The organism is Parachlamydiales bacterium (assembly GCA_041671045.1).
GTDB lineage: Bacteria > Chlamydiota > Chlamydiia > Chlamydiales > JABDDJ01 > JABDDJ01.
In genome coordinates, this window is sequence record JBAZCF010000008.1 from 29,121 (window position 1) to 47,906 (window position 18,786).

The 18,786-nt window shown below is 41.7% G+C and carries 21 protein-coding genes and 1 pseudogene; 12 read left to right on the forward strand and 10 right to left on the reverse strand.

The features are described 5' to 3' along the window. Window positions 1-72 precede the first annotated feature (72 nt). On the forward strand, window positions 73-1,389 hold the full coding sequence (locus WC222_08930) for a hypothetical protein (GenBank protein MFA6916507.1): 1,317 nt from the start codon (window positions 73-75) through the stop codon (window positions 1,387-1,389). 75 nt (window positions 1,390-1,464) lie between these two features. After that, window positions 1,465-1,779, forward strand: a pseudogene (locus tag WC222_08935) (peptide chain release factor-like protein). Between the two features lie 61 nt (window positions 1,780-1,840). On the opposite strand, the gene WC222_08940 reads toward WC222_08935, so the two are convergent. After that, window positions 1,841-2,281, reverse strand: a complete 441-nt coding sequence (locus tag WC222_08940) for a hypothetical protein (protein MFA6916508.1) — start codon at window positions 2,279-2,281, stop codon at window positions 1,841-1,843. A 335-nt stretch (window positions 2,282-2,616) separates the two neighbouring features. Here WC222_08940 and WC222_08945 point away from each other — a divergent pair, with 335 nt between their 5' ends. Next, the gene (locus WC222_08945; protein MFA6916509.1) at window positions 2,617-4,371 is read left to right on the forward strand and encodes a hypothetical protein; all 1,755 of its coding nucleotides are present in this window, start codon (window positions 2,617-2,619) and stop codon (window positions 4,369-4,371) included. Between the two features lie 347 nt (window positions 4,372-4,718). On the opposite strand, the gene WC222_08950 is transcribed toward WC222_08945, so the two are convergent. Beyond that, window positions 4,719-5,099 carry a DoxX family protein gene (locus tag WC222_08950; GenBank protein ID MFA6916510.1) on the reverse strand — a complete coding sequence of 127 codons (381 nt, stop codon included), beginning with the start codon at window positions 5,097-5,099 and terminating at the stop codon, window positions 4,719-4,721. Window positions 5,100-5,334: 235 nt separating this feature from the next. Between WC222_08950 and WC222_08955 the strand changes: the two genes are divergently transcribed. The 4 genes from WC222_08955 (at window position 5,335) to WC222_08970 (ending at window position 8,044) form a co-directional block, all read left to right on the forward strand. Further along, on the forward strand, window positions 5,335-5,991 hold the full coding sequence (locus WC222_08955; protein ID MFA6916511.1) for an alpha/beta hydrolase: 657 nt from the start codon (window positions 5,335-5,337) through the stop codon (window positions 5,989-5,991). Continuing rightward, the gene (locus tag WC222_08960) at window positions 5,988-6,305 is read left to right on the forward strand and encodes a hypothetical protein (protein MFA6916512.1); all 318 of its coding nucleotides are present in this window, start codon (window positions 5,988-5,990) and stop codon (window positions 6,303-6,305) included. The genes WC222_08955 and WC222_08960 overlap by 4 nt, the downstream gene beginning before the upstream one ends. A 179-nt stretch (window positions 6,306-6,484) precedes the next feature. Further along, window positions 6,485-7,483, forward strand: a complete 999-nt coding sequence (locus tag WC222_08965; GenBank protein ID MFA6916513.1) for a DUF2156 domain-containing protein — start codon at window positions 6,485-6,487, stop codon at window positions 7,481-7,483. A 117-nt stretch (window positions 7,484-7,600) separates the two neighbouring features. Then, window positions 7,601-8,044 (forward strand): RpiB/LacA/LacB family sugar-phosphate isomerase, encoded by a 444-nt coding sequence (locus WC222_08970; protein ID MFA6916514.1) that lies wholly within the window; start codon window positions 7,601-7,603, stop codon window positions 8,042-8,044. Window positions 8,045-8,099: 55 nt separating this feature from the next. Here WC222_08970 and WC222_08975 read toward each other — a convergent pair whose 3' ends face one another. From WC222_08975 to WC222_08985, 3 genes are all read right to left on the reverse strand, one after another. Continuing rightward, window positions 8,100-8,975: a DMT family transporter gene (locus WC222_08975; protein ID MFA6916515.1), complete on the reverse strand. Its 876-nt coding sequence runs from the start codon at window positions 8,973-8,975 to the stop codon at window positions 8,100-8,102. Between the two features lie 84 nt (window positions 8,976-9,059). After that, entirely contained in the window at window positions 9,060-10,049 is a 990-nt protein-coding gene (locus WC222_08980; protein ID MFA6916516.1) for a zinc-dependent alcohol dehydrogenase family protein, read from the reverse strand. A gap of 8 nt (window positions 10,050-10,057) precedes the next feature. Further along, on the reverse strand, window positions 10,058-11,020 hold the full coding sequence (locus WC222_08985; protein MFA6916517.1) for a glycosyltransferase family 2 protein: 963 nt from the start codon (window positions 11,018-11,020) through the stop codon (window positions 10,058-10,060). A gap of 165 nt (window positions 11,021-11,185) precedes the next feature. Here WC222_08985 and WC222_08990 point away from each other — a divergent pair, with 165 nt between their 5' ends. Next, complete coding sequence (locus WC222_08990; GenBank protein ID MFA6916518.1) at window positions 11,186-11,851, forward strand: hypothetical protein; 666 nt, start codon at window positions 11,186-11,188, stop codon at window positions 11,849-11,851. Window positions 11,852-11,974: 123 nt separating this feature from the next. On the opposite strand, the gene WC222_08995 is transcribed toward WC222_08990, so the two are convergent. Both WC222_08995 and upp read right to left on the reverse strand, forming a co-directional pair. Continuing rightward, window positions 11,975-12,763: an alpha/beta hydrolase gene (locus tag WC222_08995; GenBank protein ID MFA6916519.1), complete on the reverse strand. Its 789-nt coding sequence runs from the start codon at window positions 12,761-12,763 to the stop codon at window positions 11,975-11,977. Between the two features lie 3 nt (window positions 12,764-12,766). Continuing rightward, entirely contained in the window at window positions 12,767-13,543 is a 777-nt protein-coding gene (gene upp, locus WC222_09000; GenBank protein ID MFA6916520.1) for a uracil phosphoribosyltransferase, read from the reverse strand. Window positions 13,544-13,663: 120 nt separating this feature from the next. On the opposite strand from upp, the gene WC222_09005 reads away from it, so the two are divergent. Continuing rightward, window positions 13,664-14,386, forward strand: a complete 723-nt coding sequence (locus WC222_09005) for a TerC family protein (GenBank protein ID MFA6916521.1) — start codon at window positions 13,664-13,666, stop codon at window positions 14,384-14,386. 96 nt (window positions 14,387-14,482) lie between these two features. Here the strand turns inward: WC222_09005 and WC222_09010 are convergent, their stop codons facing one another. Next, on the reverse strand, window positions 14,483-15,154 hold the full coding sequence (locus WC222_09010; protein MFA6916522.1) for a 2OG-Fe(II) oxygenase: 672 nt from the start codon (window positions 15,152-15,154) through the stop codon (window positions 14,483-14,485). Further along, window positions 15,147-15,911, reverse strand: coding sequence for an SDR family NAD(P)-dependent oxidoreductase (locus tag WC222_09015; protein MFA6916523.1), 765 nt, complete (start codon window positions 15,909-15,911; stop codon window positions 15,147-15,149). The genes WC222_09010 and WC222_09015 overlap by 8 nt, the downstream gene beginning before the upstream one ends. Before the next feature lie 322 nt (window positions 15,912-16,233). Here WC222_09015 and WC222_09020 point away from each other — a divergent pair, with 322 nt between their 5' ends. The 3 genes from WC222_09020 to WC222_09030 all read left to right on the forward strand — a co-directional run bounded on the left by WC222_09020 (window position 16,234) and on the right by WC222_09030 (window position 18,209). After that, entirely contained in the window at window positions 16,234-16,434 is a 201-nt protein-coding gene (locus tag WC222_09020; protein ID MFA6916524.1) for a dodecin family protein, read from the forward strand. Between the two features lie 163 nt (window positions 16,435-16,597). After that, window positions 16,598-17,233: a thiamine diphosphokinase gene (locus WC222_09025; GenBank protein MFA6916525.1), complete on the forward strand. Its 636-nt coding sequence runs from the start codon at window positions 16,598-16,600 to the stop codon at window positions 17,231-17,233. Then, window positions 17,205-18,209 carry a class I SAM-dependent methyltransferase gene (locus WC222_09030; protein ID MFA6916526.1) on the forward strand — a complete coding sequence of 335 codons (1,005 nt, stop codon included), beginning with the start codon at window positions 17,205-17,207 and terminating at the stop codon, window positions 18,207-18,209. Before WC222_09025 ends, WC222_09030 begins: the two co-directional genes overlap by 29 nt. Before the next feature lie 57 nt (window positions 18,210-18,266). On the opposite strand, the gene WC222_09035 is transcribed toward WC222_09030, so the two are convergent. After that, on the reverse strand, window positions 18,267-18,779 hold the full coding sequence (locus tag WC222_09035) for a hypothetical protein (GenBank protein ID MFA6916527.1): 513 nt from the start codon (window positions 18,777-18,779) through the stop codon (window positions 18,267-18,269). Window positions 18,780-18,786 lie beyond the last annotated feature (7 nt).

The window sequence follows — 18,786 nt, forward strand, 5'->3', positions numbered from 1 at the left end:
TTATATTTATTCTTTGATACAAATTTGGGCTCTGCTATCAGGGAGTGGAAATACCTAAACGGATAGGTGATTATGTACAAATTAATTTTAACGTCTCTGATGCTATTATCCTCTACTCTTTCAAGCTTACCCCCTCCAGAAAATCCATTGGCAACGGTACAAAATGCCGCTTTGGATGATCTTTCCATAAGGATATATAATCAGGAAAAATTTCAATCGAAGCGAAACAAAGCCCGCAATTTATATAAGTTATTTAATGGCGAATTATTGACCGACAGGGAGAAAGAGCTGCTAGATCAAACTGTCGATGAGCTCGTCTTTAGCACTATCCAAAAAGCTGCCAATAACGACCCTTACTTCCCTAAAGTTTATTGGGTAGATTCAACTCCAAGGAAATGGTTTAACTTAGATGTTCCGGGCGGACGCTATTCCTACGATAACCCCGACTGTATCTATCGCACAATCCCTATTTCCGGAAGCTATTCTTATGAAATTCAAGGACATCGATATAATCCCGGACCTACTGATATCGTTTTTTCACTGATTAAAGATGTGAACACTCAGCGTACCGTTACATATCTTAAAGGAAGTGACATTGTACTGGATGAGAAGGGCGATTACACTTTAACCGTGGACCCTTATCCTGCAAACGGACGTGTCAATCACATTCAATCTACAAGTGACGCTGTGCAATTGTTTATCCGCAATAATTTGGGTGATTGGAATACTGAAACTCCGGACTATTTAACAGTAAGCCGTGTAGATTATTCTCCCAGACCTCCTAAAAGGACAGACCAAGATATTATTGATGAGACTTACGATTTGTTAGATGGGGCTATTTTTGCTTACGTCTTTGGCGCATTTGAAGTCAAAACCGATTGGAACTGTGAGAACACATTACCTCAGCCTTCACAATCTGAAACATTAGGTACACTTGTGACACAAGCGGCAAGTTTCGGACATTTTGAAATTGACGCAGACCAGGTTCTGGTAGCGGATGTGAACTTAGGTGCGGCAACGTATTTTGTTTTTCCCATCACAGGGCCTTGGACAATTACACTGGATCCGGCAACACATCAATGCAGTTTAAACAATAAACAAGCTGTCCCAAATACAGATGGCACTTATACTTTTGTGATTTCGCATGAAGACCCGGGTGTTTACAACTGGCTTGACACTGCAGGCTTACTCAACGGAACAATGCAAGTTAGATGGCAAAACGTTTCTATTAAGACAGATCCCGTTAAACCTTCTGTAAACATGAGGGTCGTCGACAGAAAGGATTTGGCTAAAGCTCTTCCTGCAGGTACACTTTACGTTACTCCAGAAGAGCGTAAGGTTATTCTTGCGGAAAGAAAAGCTGCGCACATTAAACGTACCCAGGAATAACCGGGTTATCAATAAAGGGATCACGGGTAAGATATGTCTAGAATTATATTACCCGATGACGAAGATGCCCTTCTAAGCGAATGCAAAGTTGAAACGTATCGTTCCAGCGGTAGCGGCGGACAGCATGTCAATGTTACAGACAGCGCTGTCCGTCTAACGCACCTACCTTCAGGCATTGTTGTCACAAGTCAGAAAGGGCGCAGTCAATATGCTAATAAGCAAGACTGCATTTCAAAATTACGTGAATCTGTGGAAAAGCTTAATTATCGTAAGCCAAAACGCATTCCTACACGGGTTTCGAAATCGGTTAAACTAAAAAACAGAGTAAAAAAAGAGAAAGACTCTGAAAAAAAACGTCTACGCAAAAAGCCTGGAAAAAACGACGATTAATCCCCTCTTTGCTATTCTTGCCAAAAATAGACTTCCCTATGGGTAATAGGGAAGATTCCTATTAACTGTTTAGTCGGAATGAGGAAGCAATGGTTTCAAATTCGGATTGGAAATCAGTGAAATCAGAGGGGACAGCGCTAAATGCAATTAGATACTTCTTGTTCTGAGCTACAATAATATATTGTAAGACTTTAATTTCTAAGCCAAACATAGCCTGAGTATGCAGAGTCCATTTACTTGCAATACCACCAATAGTGCTTTCTCCCGTTTGTATTTTGGGATCTTCTTTTGAAAACTGCGCAAGAATGTCAGAATAGACTTCATCTAATGTTACTGAATTTTCTATACCTTCTGAAACTATAGTCATATTTGCACTTGAAGGAGCCTTTACATTTTTTGACGGTGCAAAAATGGAAATGTCGAACAGGGATGCAGGGACTTGGGTCCAGTGGGCTGGGTATTCGATAAAGTATTTTTTCTTTTCGCTGACGAAGTTTTGCATATTTCTCCTCCTTGTTAAACACATTCGTTAGACAGAATATATGAAAATCCCCTCTCTGTATACAAAAAGATTATCTCAGGGAGGAGAACAGGAATCCTTTGAAACTTTTCAAAAGCAGAGATTAATATTACAAATCAAAATTGATTGACATCTAGCATCCCAATCCTAAGGGAGTCTGCTGCTCGTTGATATGAACCAGCATAAAAATATCTCTTAGAGAAATTTCCAATGGTATAATTAAAAATTATTCGCATCTATAAGGTTCGAATTATATTGCAAGAATCCTTTTTCAAGGCTAACTTCAAATAAATATTACTATTTGCACAGAAGGCCATATGAAAAAACTATTTCTTTTCTTTCTTCTTGTTGCGGGGAATCTTTATTCTGCAGGTCCCGTACCCATCCTTTCTCAGCCCATACATGAAGCTTTTGTACAGCGTGCCACTGCACCTGTCCCTTTGGAAGTTATTCCTACCCCCCCTCCTGCCCCGCAGCAAGAAAAACCCCCTGCTCCAACTTATGCTGAAGCTATTTGGATTCCAGGGTATTGGTCGTGGATAAGGGAAAAAAACGATTTTGTCTGGATATGCGGCGTTTGGAGATTATCGCCCCCCGAACATATTTGGTCTGCAGGATATTGGACAGAGGTTGATGGCGGCTCGGTATGGGTAAAAGGGGCTTGGATGCCCGACCCATCAAAGACTCAAGCTAAATGGGTTTACAGTAAGGCGGCTCCCCCTTCAGCGCAAAACGAAGATACAGGAGCGATACCGGGTGCTGACTCATTCTGGAGCAGCGGCTATTGGAATTTCTCTACTGCTACAGGACAATTTGAGTGGCTAAGCGGCTCATGGCAAAAATACAACCCCAACTGGGTATTTGAATCCGCTCAGTGGATATGGCGTCCTGAAGGTTTTCTTTTTGTACCCTCCTATTGGGACTGGAGTTTAGAAACACGCGGAACAGCATATGATTGCAAAAATGCTTATCCTCTTCCTTTTGGTGAGATTGCTAAATCATGCACCTGCTGCTATCCGGATTATCTACCTATATGCAACCACTGCTGGCATTTCCATCCACAATACTGGGATGGTTGCGGCTGCGTTCCTATCTGGTGGGGATGGGCTGATTGGTGGTCCTACCCTTGGCATAATCATTGGTGGTTATGGTGGTGGTATTCGCATAATGGCTATCCTTATCCTCCTTTTATTGATATTGCGATTATTAATGCTTTACCTCCTCCTCCGATCACTATCATTGATACGTTTGGACCTTATGGGCCACCACTATATGTTCTGCCCAAAGGCGTGCCTACGATTGAACAATGGATTGACGCTATTAGTAAAAATGGCAAGGGCGCCCCTGGCCCATTCCTTACACCTGGATCACAAGGCAATATTATTGACAATGTGATCGCTATGTTACCTCCAACAGGCACTGATAGACCTAACGGAAGGCCCGGCGGTAAAAAACCTGCTAAACCTTCTCAACCATTACATACGCCTGCTTCAGGTTCTGCCAATGTTCCTATTATTCCGAATGTAACATTACCTGCACATAGACCTGCAGATACGACCAAGCCGCAGCCTGTGCAAATTCAATCTGCGCCGATACCGACTCCTCCTCCAAGATATCAACCGCAGGTACAAACTGAAAGGTATGTCCCTGTACCTGAATATTATCAAGAGGAGCAATACGTTCCTCCTACAACTCAATATGTAGTCCCTACAGATAACTATTACTATCCAACTGGTGGATGGGGTGGCGGAAGGTATTGGGGTGGCAATGGTTGGGGCGGCGGTTATTGGAATGGTAACCGTGGAGGCTGGGATGGACATCGTGGTGGTGGACACCACGGAGATGGACATCATGGCGGTAGCGGAGGCGGCGGTCATCATGGCGGTAGCGGCTGGGGTGGCTGGGGCGGAGGCCATCAAGGTGGCGGCGGAGGTCACCATGGCGGCAGCGGAGGTGGCGGTCACCATGGCGGAGGTGGCGGAGGTCATCACGGCAGTGGTGGCGGCGGAGGTCACCATGGCGGTGGCGGCGGTGGTCATCACGGCGGTGGTGGCGGCAAAGGACATCATTAAAGGATGATGAATTGAGCTATACGCTGTTAAGATTGGAAGTCAGTGATAGACACTGACTTCCTAAAGTGGGTCATAAAGCCTAAACCTCTGTAATTATAAAATTCTATCTAATAATCCAAGCGTTATGGGCTTTGATAAGTCAAGAACAGCCTGCTTTGTTGCTTATACGATTTTTATCTTTCATGAAAATTGTCCTCGAGGAGTCGAGGACAAATAAAGCTGCTACAAGTCGCAGCACTCCTATACTAGAAAACGCTTTCGAGTTCAGAAATAGATATAGAAAGGGAAAAGCTGCGACAAAGTCGCAGCTTTTCCCATCTTAAAGAAGTCGCACCTAAGCCTATAAGTTATTTCTTTAAGCTTAGAGGGCCCGAGCCAAAGAAAGCAATAATCAATGCAGCGCCCAACATGGACATGTTTTTTAGAAACATTGCTTGTTGTGTAGCCACATCCACCGGATCTGTGAAAGTCCAGAAATCGTGCATATGAAGAGTGACCGGAATAAGAAAGATCACTATCAGCCATGCGCCCCATCTTGCTTTGTAACCTAACAAAATACTGAGTCCGCCTATCGCCGCAATGATTCCAGATATTGGAACTATTAAGTTAGCGTAGGGTACACCATCATCAGCAGCGTACTGTATGACGGAAGGGAAAAAGTGGAAAATTCCCGACAAGATAAATATCGTTGTAAAAAGAAGTCTTCCTAAGAGCAGTGCATATTGCATAAACTATTCTCCTTGCTTGGATTTAATTCATTTCTAAACCTTTGCAGCATTAAATAAAATTTTTTTTACATATAAATTGTGTCGCCTTCTAAAACTGCATCGAAGCACGAATAATTCACCGTTGCCTATTGAAATTATTTCTATTCGACTGAAAAATTAGCATGTAATTAAAGTTTGATCTATAATACATTCGTATTATATAATAATTGTCAAAAGTTATTATTAATTACTTATTATGCTTATAGACCACAAAAATCCCTTCACCGCTTGTTGGAATGAATCCAACGCAAAATTGAATGTCTATGGCGACACTTATTTTTCTAAATTAAGCCGCAAAGTTCATAATTTTATCTTTTATATTCCTAATTCCATATTAGCGACATGCTTAAACCCCCGCACCGAAACAACCGTTTATGCCCCTTTTAAACAGATTGACATCCGCGGTCGTTCTTTTGAAAAGGAAATCATCACTCCAGATAATGTTCATCTGTGCGCTGAAGTGCAGGTGGCAGATAATGCGGATACGGAAACGCCAACAATTATCGCTTTTAATCCTTTAGGTTCGAACCAGGGTATTCACGACTGGCTTTTTCCACTTCTTAGCAAAAGAAAATGCAATATCGTGACTTTTAACTACCGGGGTTTGGGAACGACTTGGACAGGCAAAGATATGGTTTTGGACGGTGAGAGCGTTCACCAATACGTCACAAAAGAATTAGGTACAAATAAAAACAAAGTCCATCTTTATGGGTACTCTTTAGGCGGATATTTAGCCGCGCAAGTAAAGTCTCTTCATTTCGATGATGAAGGAAAATTAGTAGGCGATCGGCCCCTCAAATCCATATTCAGCTTTATTACAGAAATTTTTTGCATAGAACGCTTTGGTAAGTGATCAAGAAAATTACATCCTTTGCTTCGGCTATTTTCATTGCATATCCTATTTACTTATTGGGTTGGGATTGGGATGCAACGGATACAACCCGCTTTGCAAAGGGAGAAAAGCTCTTTATATACCATCCCAACGATATTTTACTGCCTTTTGATGCCAATATGGCTTCCTGTTGCTCGGAAAATGAGCGCTTAAGCTTAGACCCTAAAGAAAAAGGTCTTTCCACACATTTTAGTACGCTTCAAGAAAAGGTAACATCTTCGGGTCAGTCTGCTGCAAAAGCAGTTGCTGATTTTCTTATCCCAATAGCGCCTTAAAAATAGCCTTCTACACTCTCCTTTAAGATCAACTAATCACTCAAGCCTTATAAATAGCGCTAGGTCATATCTCAATATATAGAGTCTAAAACCCTATTCTTTCTTTCTCTTCATTGCTTGTATATAACTTAGCATGCGTGTAAATTTAAATTTTATGTTTTAACAATAAGGAGTGTTACGTGACACTTGTGGACATAATCCCGACCGAATCCTACGATACCCATTCTCGTTCTGAAAGTGTACGCCGATGGGGCAGTTCTTACTCTACAGCCTTACTTGATCCGCGTTGTCTGACATTTTCTGTACCTAGTGTTGAAGGAGTGATAGGTTACCGCAAAGAGAACAATTGTGCTGTTGTCTTTGGCGAGCCTGTATGTCCTCCTGAATCACGGGAAATCTTAGTTAAAACCTTTCATCAACATTGCAAAGAACATGGATGGCGTGTCATTTATCTCATATCCTCACAGGAATTTCGCGACTGGGCATTTGCGAATCATATTTGCAGGGGTTCAGTGCATTTGACCGAGGAGTTAGTTATCAATCCGCAGTTTGATGCGACAGTAGGATCAAAAGGCCATCTTCTCCGAAAGAAGTTAAATCATTCCACAGGCGAGGGAGTTTCAGTCCAAGAGTATGTAGATATAAATCCTGTGTTAGAAAAGGATATTGAAACAGTAGCGAATATTTGGTTGAAAGGAAGAAAAGGGTTACAAATTTATCTGGCCGATTTTGAGCTTTTTTCCGACCGTAAAGGTAAAAGATGGTTTTATGCATCTCAGAAGGGTCGTGTCATCGGAGTATTATTTCTCAATCAACTGGAAGCGCACAAGGGGTGGCTGCTTAACATGCAAATGGCAGTTCCCGAGGCACCGAATGGGACAACCGAGGCCCTTGTTTTAAAAGCGGTACAGATATTGCGAGAAGAGGGTTGCAGCTATTTAACTTTGGGGACTGCTTTGTCAGAAAATGAGGGGACTTTTGTAGGATTTGGAAAAATATCCTCTTGGCTTGGTCAATCTGTTCTGAAGGGAGTAAGGTACTTTTTTCCATTGGATAAGAGAAGAAAGTATTGGGAGAAGTTCCAAGTAAAGAAAGAACCGACTTATCAATTATTCGAGAAACCGCAGATCGGTATAAAAGAAATTATAGGGGTGATGCGTATCATTACGACAAAATAGAATTGCCCCCCTTGGTGGATATATATATATTGACTTCACTTTGTGGGCTTATCTGGCTATACTCACATAAAACGATGTTGTAGCTTTGAAGATCTTACAATGCTAGCTAAGGTGCATATGAGAATAGCAATCAGCTCAGACGATTACACGCCGCTTATCGACTTCCTATTAGAAGAGCTTAAACTCCGGGGGCATCAAGGAATCTATTTTGGACCAGGTAAAGATGAAAAGTCTATAGACTGGCCTCTTGTTACGTCACAGGCAGTTAATGAAATCATTGATGGACGAGCAGATGAGGGTATTGTACTTTGCTGGACAGGTACCGGGTGTTCGATTGTTGCCAATAAGAAAGCCGGCATACGGGCTGCATTGTGTGTAGATGCTGAAACAGCAAAAGGGGCCCGCACTTGGAACCATGCGAATGTCTTAGCTCTAAGTATCCGCCACACGTCCCTTCCTATACTTAAAGAAATACTTGCTGCATGGTTTGAGACTCCTTTCAGCACTGATGAATGGAATTTGCTGCAGATGTCGCGCATCCAAAAGCTAGAAAGTCTGTAGCTTCAGGCGACTGTTTTCCAAAGCTATGTTTGCTGAAAATCAATAAACCGGCCCCTTATAGGGCTTTGTGCGTAATTTTATGACCGTTGCGGATAATAATCATACCGGCTATCGCTACTAGGAGTATCCCTAGTAAATCTGATAGGGGCGGTACATTATCCCAGAACATCCACTCAATTAATCCGACAAAAACAATGCTGCTATATTGGTAGACTCCAATCTGTGAAGCATCGGCATAATGGTATCCTTTGATCAATGCAAGTTGAGCAATGACCAGCATGAGCCCGCTGATAATTGCATATATGCTGCCTTCTAGGGTGGGATAACCCTCTGCAAAATAAAGAAGAGGAGCTTGAACAAGTGTACCGATGCCTAGATAGTAGAAGATAATCCGAATACCCGGATCGGTATTTGTTAGGAGCTTCATGAGAAGATAGGCGATAGCTAATGACATGCCGGAAGCTAGTCCGACGAGGTTGCCGGTTTGCGTAAAGATAGCGGCTGTAGGTTTAATAATAATGATGATGCCTATGAAGCCGATGAGAACGGCAAGCCATAGACTTTTCTCTAATCTTGCCTTTAGAAATATTATTGAAAGCAAGGGGATAAAAATGGGGGCGGTATTGAAGAGCAGCGTTCCGTTGACGATCGGTATGTATTGAATGGAGATCGTATAGAGGAAGCTTGCCGCAGTCCCAAAAAGGGCCCGACCAATTAGAAAAGGGTAGTGTTCTGATTTTAAGTATTCTAAGCCATATGTGGCTATAAACGGAACCAGCACTAAGGTTCCTGTAAGATAGGCCAAAAAACTCACCCAGACAACAGGACTTGATTCCAGGCCCATTTTAGCAAGAATACCAAACACAGCCATGCAAAAGAACGCAACGATAGCGTATAGGCTTCCTGTGATAATATTCGGCGACTCTTGCATGGTCTCTTACATCCTAATGGATTATAGAAGCAGCATAGAGCGGCACGGTTGTGCACCTGTGCCGTCGTTGCAGTCTTACCTCATTTATACTGTAACAACAATTTTACCAAACTGTTCGTTCGATTCTAAGTAACGGTGAGCCTCGACAATATCATCTAGTTTGAAAGTCTTGGCAATGACAGGCTTTAGGGCTCCTGACGTCAGTGAATCCAGAACATAATGTATAGCTTTATCTAATTGTTCTTTCTGATTGATGAGTTCAAAAAGAACATATCCACGCATTGTCAGCCCTTTCTTAAGCGATTCAAATAGTGGGTAAGGTGTAGGGTCTGAACTTAGGGCGCCGTACTCGATAAGAATGCCGCCTGCTGCCATACCTTTAGCAAGCTCTAAAACAGTTTTCCCACCTACAGGATCAAAGACGATACGAGCGCCTTTATTATTTGTAATCTCTAAGAGTTTCTCAGAAAGATTTTCTTCTTCCGTAGCGATAACGTACTTTGCCCCTACCTTTTCTAGTGCTTGTTTTTTCTTTGAAGTACGTGTAGTGGCAATGGGAATAGCTCCTACACTATTGCAAAGCTGAATAGATGCGATGCCTACGCTGCTGGACGCGGCAGGAATAACAACATAATCGCCTTTAGCCATTTTAGCTATATTGAATAGTGCACCGTAAGCTGTCAGATACTGCATCCAAAGGGCGGATGCCTCTACAAAACTTATCGAGGTGGGGTGTTTAATGACATGTGATGCCGGGACTATTGCAGATTCGCCATAAACCCCATATTTTCCTTGACTGGGGGGAGGAACGATGCTGACAGTGTCACCGCGATTAATACCTTTGACATCCTCACCAATGGCATCGACAATACCTGCAGCTTCGTAGCCAAGCCTTGATGGAAACTGCGGCTGTTCTAGATATTTCCCTGAACGGAACATTGCTTCTGCCCGATTCAGCCCTAAAGCTTTCACCAGTATGCGCACCTCACCTTGTCCGGGTTCAGCGACATCGATCGTTTCGATCTCTAAAACTTCGGGTCCCCCGGTTTTATTAAAGCGTACAACGCGACTCATAACAGCTCCTATTTGGTTGGAAAAACACCCATTTTTTTTGATGCATAAAGCAATATTAGATTTTGAGAGAAAGTCTGCTCGCAAAAACCGAACTTTAAACGATTCCATAATTCTTTGTGAAACGGCAAGTATTTGAGCTGAATAAAATTTTCAAATATTTTTTCCTCTTCTGAGCTTAAAGAATTTTTATACCTTCTGTAAAAGAGGAAAGCACGGGCGTAGGCTTTTAATATGCGCTGTTGGAAGTTTTCAATCAGTTCGGGATTATGACGCCATTCATCCATAAGCCAACTGAAGTTATATTGTCGAGCGCCAACAACATTGCGTTTGTGAAGCCGATAGAGTATTGTGGAGTGATCCAGGGATTTGATCTTGCCTAATACGGTAGCTACCAAGGTAAGCCAATAGTCATGCATTCCAGCTTCAAGAGGGATAGGGGTAGCAAGTATGAGAAGTTCCTTGTTAAAAAGCAGTGTGCATCCTAAAAAAGCGTGCCGGATTAAAAGATGCGGAAGTGAATAACTTTTTTGGGAAATCCCCACATATTTTTTCCAGGAGGCATGTAATTGATTTTCATTTTCATCGATAACGGTAAGATCGCTAGTGACAAGTAAAGGAAGATCCTTACCAAACTCCTTTTCCAGTTCTTGCATAGCGTGCATTGAATCAGCAATTTTGTCCGGCAGCCAAATATCGTCTTGATCAGCAAGCATAATATAGTCTGCGTCGGAGACTTCCAGTAGACGTGCAAAATTCGCATTAGCACCTACATTATCTTCATAAGGAATATATGAAATTTTATCAGGGAATTTCTTCGCATAGTCACTAAGGATGTCCGGTGTTTTGTCAGTGGATGCATCATCTCCAATAATAAGCCTAAAATCAGTCCAGGACTGAGTTAAGATAGAGTCCAACTGTCGCTCGATAAAGCGTTGGCCATTATATGTGGCCATGAGGACTTCTAGAGTCATTATTATCCTTTTTTTATATTGAACTCGAGAATCGGAATTCAATTGAGTATAAAGACTTTAATTTACTATTTTAAGTCAGCATATTTATTTCAAACAAAATTCGATAGAGTTGAAAAAATTTGCTAGCTATTATAATTTAGATAAAAAATTAATACGGTAATATTAATGTCAATATACAGATTTGAAACTACAAACGGACCATTCGAGGTTAATTATTTCGTTATTGAAGGCAAGATAGCTAGATTAGAAAATCATCAAATAGCATTGCTTGCTGACTGTACTGTAGAGGAAGTTAAGCGACAGTGGGGGCTAGTGAAAAAAATTTACATAGACATTCCTCAGCAGGATAACATATGGGTACTCACCGAACAGCGCAAGCTATGTAAAATCTATTTAGCCAACATACATCATAAGCATTATAGTGATCGCTACAAGCCGATGGAAGAAGCATTCCCCTACAAATCGTTAAATTCAATTTTAGGAATGTGTAGTTTACTATTGATCAAACAAAAGGAGTTATTGAAGGTTGTTACATCACTTGAAGCACCTTTACCAGCATTTAAAATCCCTGTGCTTCCTGAAAAGAGTAACAAAATCAGCGAAATTTCCTCTGCCATTACTAAACCTAAAAGAAAGGAAAACTGGTCTGAAATTGACCTACTTAAGCTTTATTCAATTATGATTGATGAGACACTGTCTCTAGAAAAAAGATCCTTTAAAGCTGCCTCATTTTTAGATAATCGTACCCCAACAGGATGCCGAAAAGCGTGGTTTAATCATAGAGATCATTTAATACGGAAATACGGAAAAGATGCTGACCTTGAAGCCTGAGAAGCTTCCAAATGTTAAAAGGCTCGTTGTAAATCACCTACGACAAGTCGAGGGCTCTGAAAGCGACGTAAGTCGCCTTCCTCCTACACCAGCAGAACGTTTGAGAGAAAAGAAGAACACCACCTATCTCTTGAAATGATCTAACAAAAAGTCTGCAATTTGCTGAGGATTTTCCTGAACACTTGCATGGCCGCTATTTAGTTTTTTAAGAGTGGAATTCAGTATCTTATTTGCCAGTTCCATCGATTCAGAAGGCAGCGTGACTAGATCTTGCGTGCCATAAACTACAAGAGAATGTGTGGAGATGTTTTTTAGGTCTATCTTTTTAGCATCCTTTAAAATTTGAATCTGCCTTTCTTGCCCTTCTAGAGTTTGAGGGAAAGGATTTTGCAACACAGCTGCTTTCAGTTTTTCTATATTTGATTTATCACTTAGAAATTCATCCCCATAAAACCAAGGGTAGCTGCTTTCGAAAAGGGTATCAAAATCCACGCCCTTTTTCCTAAGCTTAAGAAGCGACTCTAAGGCGCACAAAGTGGCTTCGCGCAGTTTAGATGTGGAATTGATAATTGCCATTTTTCCAATCTGCTGTTCAGCCTTAGCCGCTATTGTTTGTGCAATAGCCCCGCCCATAGAATGACCTACAATATGTGGTTTTATTAAACCTAATTGTTCAATGATTTCCAGCACATCCTCTGTGAGCAGCTGAAGGGATAGCCGCCCCCCTTGGTCTGTGGTCTGGCCAATACCTCTATTATCAAAGGTCAGCAGTGTGAATTTGGCTTTAAGGTTTTCAACTACAGGCTCCCAAAAAGCGTGATCACAAGAGTAACCAGAAATAAGAACTATGGGCTCCCCTTCTCCGGTCAGTTCATAGTAATAGTTAGCGTTTCTAAGTTGAATGTGTGTCATATGTTAGTGGGGGGTTCCAAAGTAACGATCTCCAAAATCACCTAAGCCAGGAACTATGTATTTATTTTCATTTAAGCTTTCATCTAATGCTGTCAGAGCAACGTTGATTTTTGGATATTTCTGACTTAAGTCCATAAGTCCTTCAGGGGCTGCTATTAATGACGCTATTATAATCTTTTCTTCAGCTACACCTAGATCTTTCAGTAATGAAACTGTCATATCTATTGTTCCTCCGGTCGCTATCGCAGGCTCCGTGATCACAACGTATCTTCCATTTGCTATAGAGGGTGAGAGTTTTTTGTATATAAAGCACGGTTTGGCTGTTTCCTCATCTCTTTGTATCAGGATTTTATTGACATTCGCTTTTGGGAAATGTTCCATGAAAGTTTCAAGAAGAGCATCCCCTGAACGCATGATAGAAACCAGTTCGATTTGAGGATTTACAAATTCGCCTTTACATCTCCCGACCGGCGATTCAATCTCTATAGACTTGCTAGGTAGGATTTGAATAACTTTATTGACCAATAGAGCAGCAAGTTTCCGACTGGCGCTTCTAAAATCTTCCATTGAGGTGTTTTTATCTCTAAGCTGCGTTAAAAGAATTCTTTCATATTTACCGGTTTTAGAGACGCGTAAGATTGGAATGGAGTTAGAGCATTGAATACAACAAGTTTTGGTAGATTTTTCTGAAGAATTTGCACCTGCACTGAGGCTGGCAGTAAAGGTTAAAAAGCAAAGGGTTAGTAGTGCATTATTTAGTTTCGAAACGGGGGCACTCATTTTTTATCCTCAGTTTTTTCATTGAATTTCATGCTTTAAATAGATAAGAAAATCAAGGAAATTTTATTAATAGGGTAGTTTAAATTTACTATCTTGCGACATCAGCTATACGAGGATTTTGTGGACTCTCTTCTAAGTTTTGAATCAATCATTGCCTTTTTTACCTTATTTGCTTTAGAGCTTGTCTTGGGCATAGACAATATCATTTTCATTTCCATCGTATCCGATAGATTACCGAAGGAAGAGCGTAATTACGCTAGAATTTTAGGTCTATCTCTAGCTGTAATCACACGCTTAGCTCTGCTTCTGACCTTGTCTTGGATTATTGGTTTGACTGAACCTCTATTTACCGTATTCTCACAACCCATATCCGGCAGGGATCTTATCCTTTTAGCAGGGGGTCTTTTCCTAATTGCTAAAAGTACTCACGAAATCCACCATAAACTTGAAGACGTAGAGACTGAAGAGCCTAAAGCTAAGATTAAACGTAGTTTTAAGGGTGTCATCGTACAGATACTCCTTCTTGACATTGTCTTTTCTCTTGACTCGGTGATTACCGCAGTAGGGATGGTCAATCAAATTACTATTATGGCAGCAGCAGTTATTGCTTCTACAGTGGTGATGATATTTGCATCTAAAAGCATCTCTGAGTTTATAGATCGCCATCCGACGCTAAAAATGCTAGCGTTAAGCTTTCTTGTTCTGATCGGCGTTACCTTGCTTGTTGAAGGCTTAGGACAGCATATTTCCAAAGGTTATATCTATTTTGCTATGGCCTTTTCGCTAGGCGTGGAAGCGTTGAATATTCGCCTTAGGAAAAAGAGTGCTGTTAAGTTGAAGTAAGCAGGTATAAAGTGACAAGCCCCGTCAGGCAGCTTTCTGCCGGACGGAGCTTCTCTGCGTTCATAATACGCTACACAGACCGTCACATCTACAACGTTAATAGTGATACGCTCTATACGGCCTTTCCCTGAACCAAGCTGTAGCTATCCACTTTTCTCCCTCTAAGACGGGAGCTCCCGCATGTAATGTAGAGGGATCCACCTGTCCGCGGTCATCCGTATCATAAAACAGAATAGCATCCCCTTTTACAGGTGCAATAGAGATCTTGCTTAAAGGAAACACTGTTTCACCACCTAATTTGGGGCGGTTCAAATAGACGACAAGCGAAATCATCCTCTGCCCACCGAGTTGGGTGAAAAAACGTCCTCCAGGCAGGTTGGTATTAAAATAGTCGTAGTGCGGCCTGTAAAGTCCGCCAACTTGATAGTTCACGACTTGGATATGTTCGCTATGGGTAATAGGAAGCCCTGCCGCTTGCGCCATCTTTGCTTCCACTTTTGCTATGATTGGGTCTTGATGAAACGGAGGAAAAAACATGCAGGTGCAGATCCTACCGGGATTAACCTCATTTATGGAAGTTTTCTCGTTTGCTATGACCGCAGGTTTCAGGTAGGGACGTGAGTACTGAATAAGGTAATCACATTCCTCTTCTGTCAGGAAGTCTCTAAGCACAAAAAGCTTTGGCTTAAAGGATATTTGGTCTTTCGAATAGGCATCCAGGTTACCTAGAAGCACAATCAATAAAATTTGAAAAATGATTTTATGCATGGCTTTTAATAACGGTTAAGGGTGAAAAGGCTTGTGATACTGGCATTAACTCTATCGTATTGATATTTACATGAGGAGGCAGAGCGGCACAGAAAAAGATTGTTTCCGCCACATCTGCCGGTAGTAGGGGCTCGGTGTTATCATAAACTTGCTTTACTTTGGAGGTATCTCCACGAAAGCGCACTAAGGAAAATTCCGTTCCGCCCACTAACCCGGGCTCGATGCAGCTGACACGCACTGCAGTCCCTAGCAGATCTGAACGAAGGTTTAAGGAAAATTGCTGCACGAAGGCTTTTACGCCTCCATAGACATTTGCACCGGGATAGGGATAAGTCCCTGCAACTGAACCCATATTTATTATATGACCTTTATTTTTCGCGACCATGAAGGGTAATACAGTGTGTGTGCAATAGATTAGTCCGTTGATATTCACATCTATGCATTTCTCCCAGTCTTCAATATCGGCTTTCTGAGCTGGCGACAATCCGAAAGCTCCCCCTGCGTTATTGACTAGCAGATCAATATTTCCTTCAGTCTCATAGATTTTGGCGAAGGTTTCTTCTACCGCAGGAAGGGAGGTAACGTCCAATTCATAGAAGGATACTGTAGACTCGCCTATTTCCTTACATAGTTCTTGCAGCCTATCCTTTCTACGGGCTAACAGAATCACTCGCCAGCCAGCGCTTGCAAAGCGTTTAGCTGAAGCGGCGCCAATTCCGGAAGATGCACCCGTTATCACTACAATATTTTGTGACATTACAACCTCATTAAAAAAAATAAATTACACTGCAAACTTTACTAAAAGCAAGAATTTCATTGCATTTTATCATATTTATCGTTGATAGTGGTTGATTATTAATCATTAATAACTCGAGTTTTTTACGATGAAAATGCTCTCAGTTTTGTTTATTGCTTTGACTTTCACACTAGGTTTTTACATTGAAAAACCTTTGGCTGATTCTGTTCACTATGCATGCGGTGAAGACTGCAACTGTGGTCCCCGCTAGTAAGCGCCCTGCATACTTGATTAATAATCTTCGGTAAAATAAGGTAATTTTTTATTTAAACGGAGGTTTATTATGGCTGTTGCAAAAGTGTTAGAAATAATATGTGAAGGCAAATCGATCGAAGATGCTTTAGAGTCCGGTGTACAGGAAGTCTCTAAAACCGTTCGTGAAGTGAAGCAGATCAATGTCGACCATGTCGAAGCCAAAGTTAAAGGTGGCAAGATAGTTTTATATCGTGTCATCGCTAGGGTAACTTTTGTTGTAGAAACCTAAGATCTTTCTTGCCCGTTTTCTCTATTCGGCGCTCGAAGGAGCGCCGAAAATAAATTAGGGCAAAACCTTGAAATCAATACTCTTAACATTCTTTTTCACTTTCATTCCCTTTTATTGTCATTGTGAACAATGGGTTATTGTCGCAAATAGCACTGAATTCTCAATGGAACAAGTCAACACTTTCATTCCAAATAAGAAACTCTTGGTTTTGGATGGAGCCGCCAACCACTTTATGGGGGGTACCCTCTTTCCAAATGTTATTTTGGGCGACTTTGATTCGATCCTAAATGCGGAATATTGGGGTATACAAAACCAGTTTGATTCCATTGACAATTGTACGAAGCCTTATCCTGGTTACTTTGGAGTATTGATTGTTCCGGCCAAAAACCAGGATTTCACTGATCTAGAAAAAGGCATTCACTTTTGCGATAGCTCCTTAGCCGATTCTATCGTTATTTTAAATGCCACCGGAGGCAGGTTAGACCATACGCTAGGCAATATTGGATTTTTGAAGAAGTACTATAGGCCGGATCGTAAGATAACGCTTGTTACTCGTACTGAATGTGTAGAGTATGTGAAAGACGCTACAGTAATGCTTACCGGTCCAGTTGGGAGTGTTTGCGCTATCCTTGGCTATCCTGAAGCAAAAATGACGACCACAGGACTTACTTATAACGGTCAGAACTATCCTCTAAGTATTGGACTGCAAGAGAGTATTTGCAACACTTTAGCAGAACCTACAGCAACCATAAACATTCAAGGGGAAGCCCTTGTCATCAGTTGTATCCCTCATGAGTGAAGACATGATAATATTGCCTGAAATATTGGCCGGTGAAGATAAAACCTCCCCTTTCCTGAATTGCATCCGAAACAATTACCGCCATCTGCGCAAATGGGCCAAGAGGACAAAGACAAATTGCTTTAGGATTTATGATCGGCACCTGCACCACTATCCTCTTGCTATAGATTTTTATGCAGGAAGGTTTTTAGTCCATTACTTTTCTCGCCATCGTGAAGATGAAGAGCCCTCTCCTGAACTGTACGCAGAGATCATCACTACTCTGCAAAAGTTATTTGATGCTACCGATGCTGATATCTTTTGGCGTACGCGCATACGAAGGGAAAAATACCAGCAATATGAAAAGGTGGGAGAGCATAAAGACTTTTTTACAGTCTATGAATATGGTGTGGCCTTCAAAATAAATTTACGAGACTACTTGGATACAGGTCTATTCCTAGACCATCGTGAGACAAGGCATTATGTCGCCTCTATCGCTAAGGGAAAAAGTTTATTGAATCTATTTGCTTACACAGGCGCTTTCAGTGTGCAGGCAGCCGCAGCAGGTGCGGTTTTCACAAAGACGGTAGATATGTCAAACACATATACAGGCTGGTGTAAAGACAACTTCATTTTAAATGGCATCTCCCTTAAAAACCACCCTATCGTACGTGAGGACTGCCTAAAATTTTTAGATGACGAACGGGAGAATGGCAATAAGTATGACATTATCGTCATAGACCCGCCTACCATTTCACGTTCTAAAAAAATGGACCAGATGTTTGATATTCAAGAGGATTATATCTCGCTTTTGCGCAAAGCAGCGCGACTATTGATGCCGGGTGGAGTTATGTTGTTTAGTACGAACTCTCGCCGTTTTGTTTTTGACCTGGATCAGTTCTCTGAATTTGATGTGAGAGATGTTTCTAATAAGACGCTGCCACTAGATTTTGCCGATCCTAAAATTCACCGCTGCTGGAAAATCACAAAGAAGTAATAGACATAATATCACGCACTACGATGATTGTCGTAATGCATGATATCTCAATTTCCACTAACGATGATGTCCACCGCCGCCTACATGGCCATGTCCATGGTCATAATCGTGATGCTCATAACCATGATGATCGTAATGTTCATGATGGTCATTATAACCCCAATGGTCATTATTCCAGTTTCCATGATAGTCCCCATGACGGTCTCCATACCAGCCCCCTCCACCATTCCAGCCATCATTCCAACGGTGTTCCCAGTGGCGTCCGTTCCAATAATCGCGGTCCCAGTGTCCGTCATTCCAGTACCAGCCGCCATCTCTTCTATCCCAGCTACCGCCTACCCATGCAGCGCCTTCATAAGGGCTAGCAGTCCAGCTGCCAGGTATCCATACCCAGTTGTCATTTGACCAATTCCAATATCCTTGGACCCAAACGTAGTTACTGCCGGGGCTAACCGGAACAACTTCTTGCCGTATTGCGGGAGGAGCAACATTGACAACTAAGCTGATAGCAGACAACTGACTGCTTAATACGAATAGGAGTCCTGTCAGCAGTGGAATGAATCTTTTCATATTATAC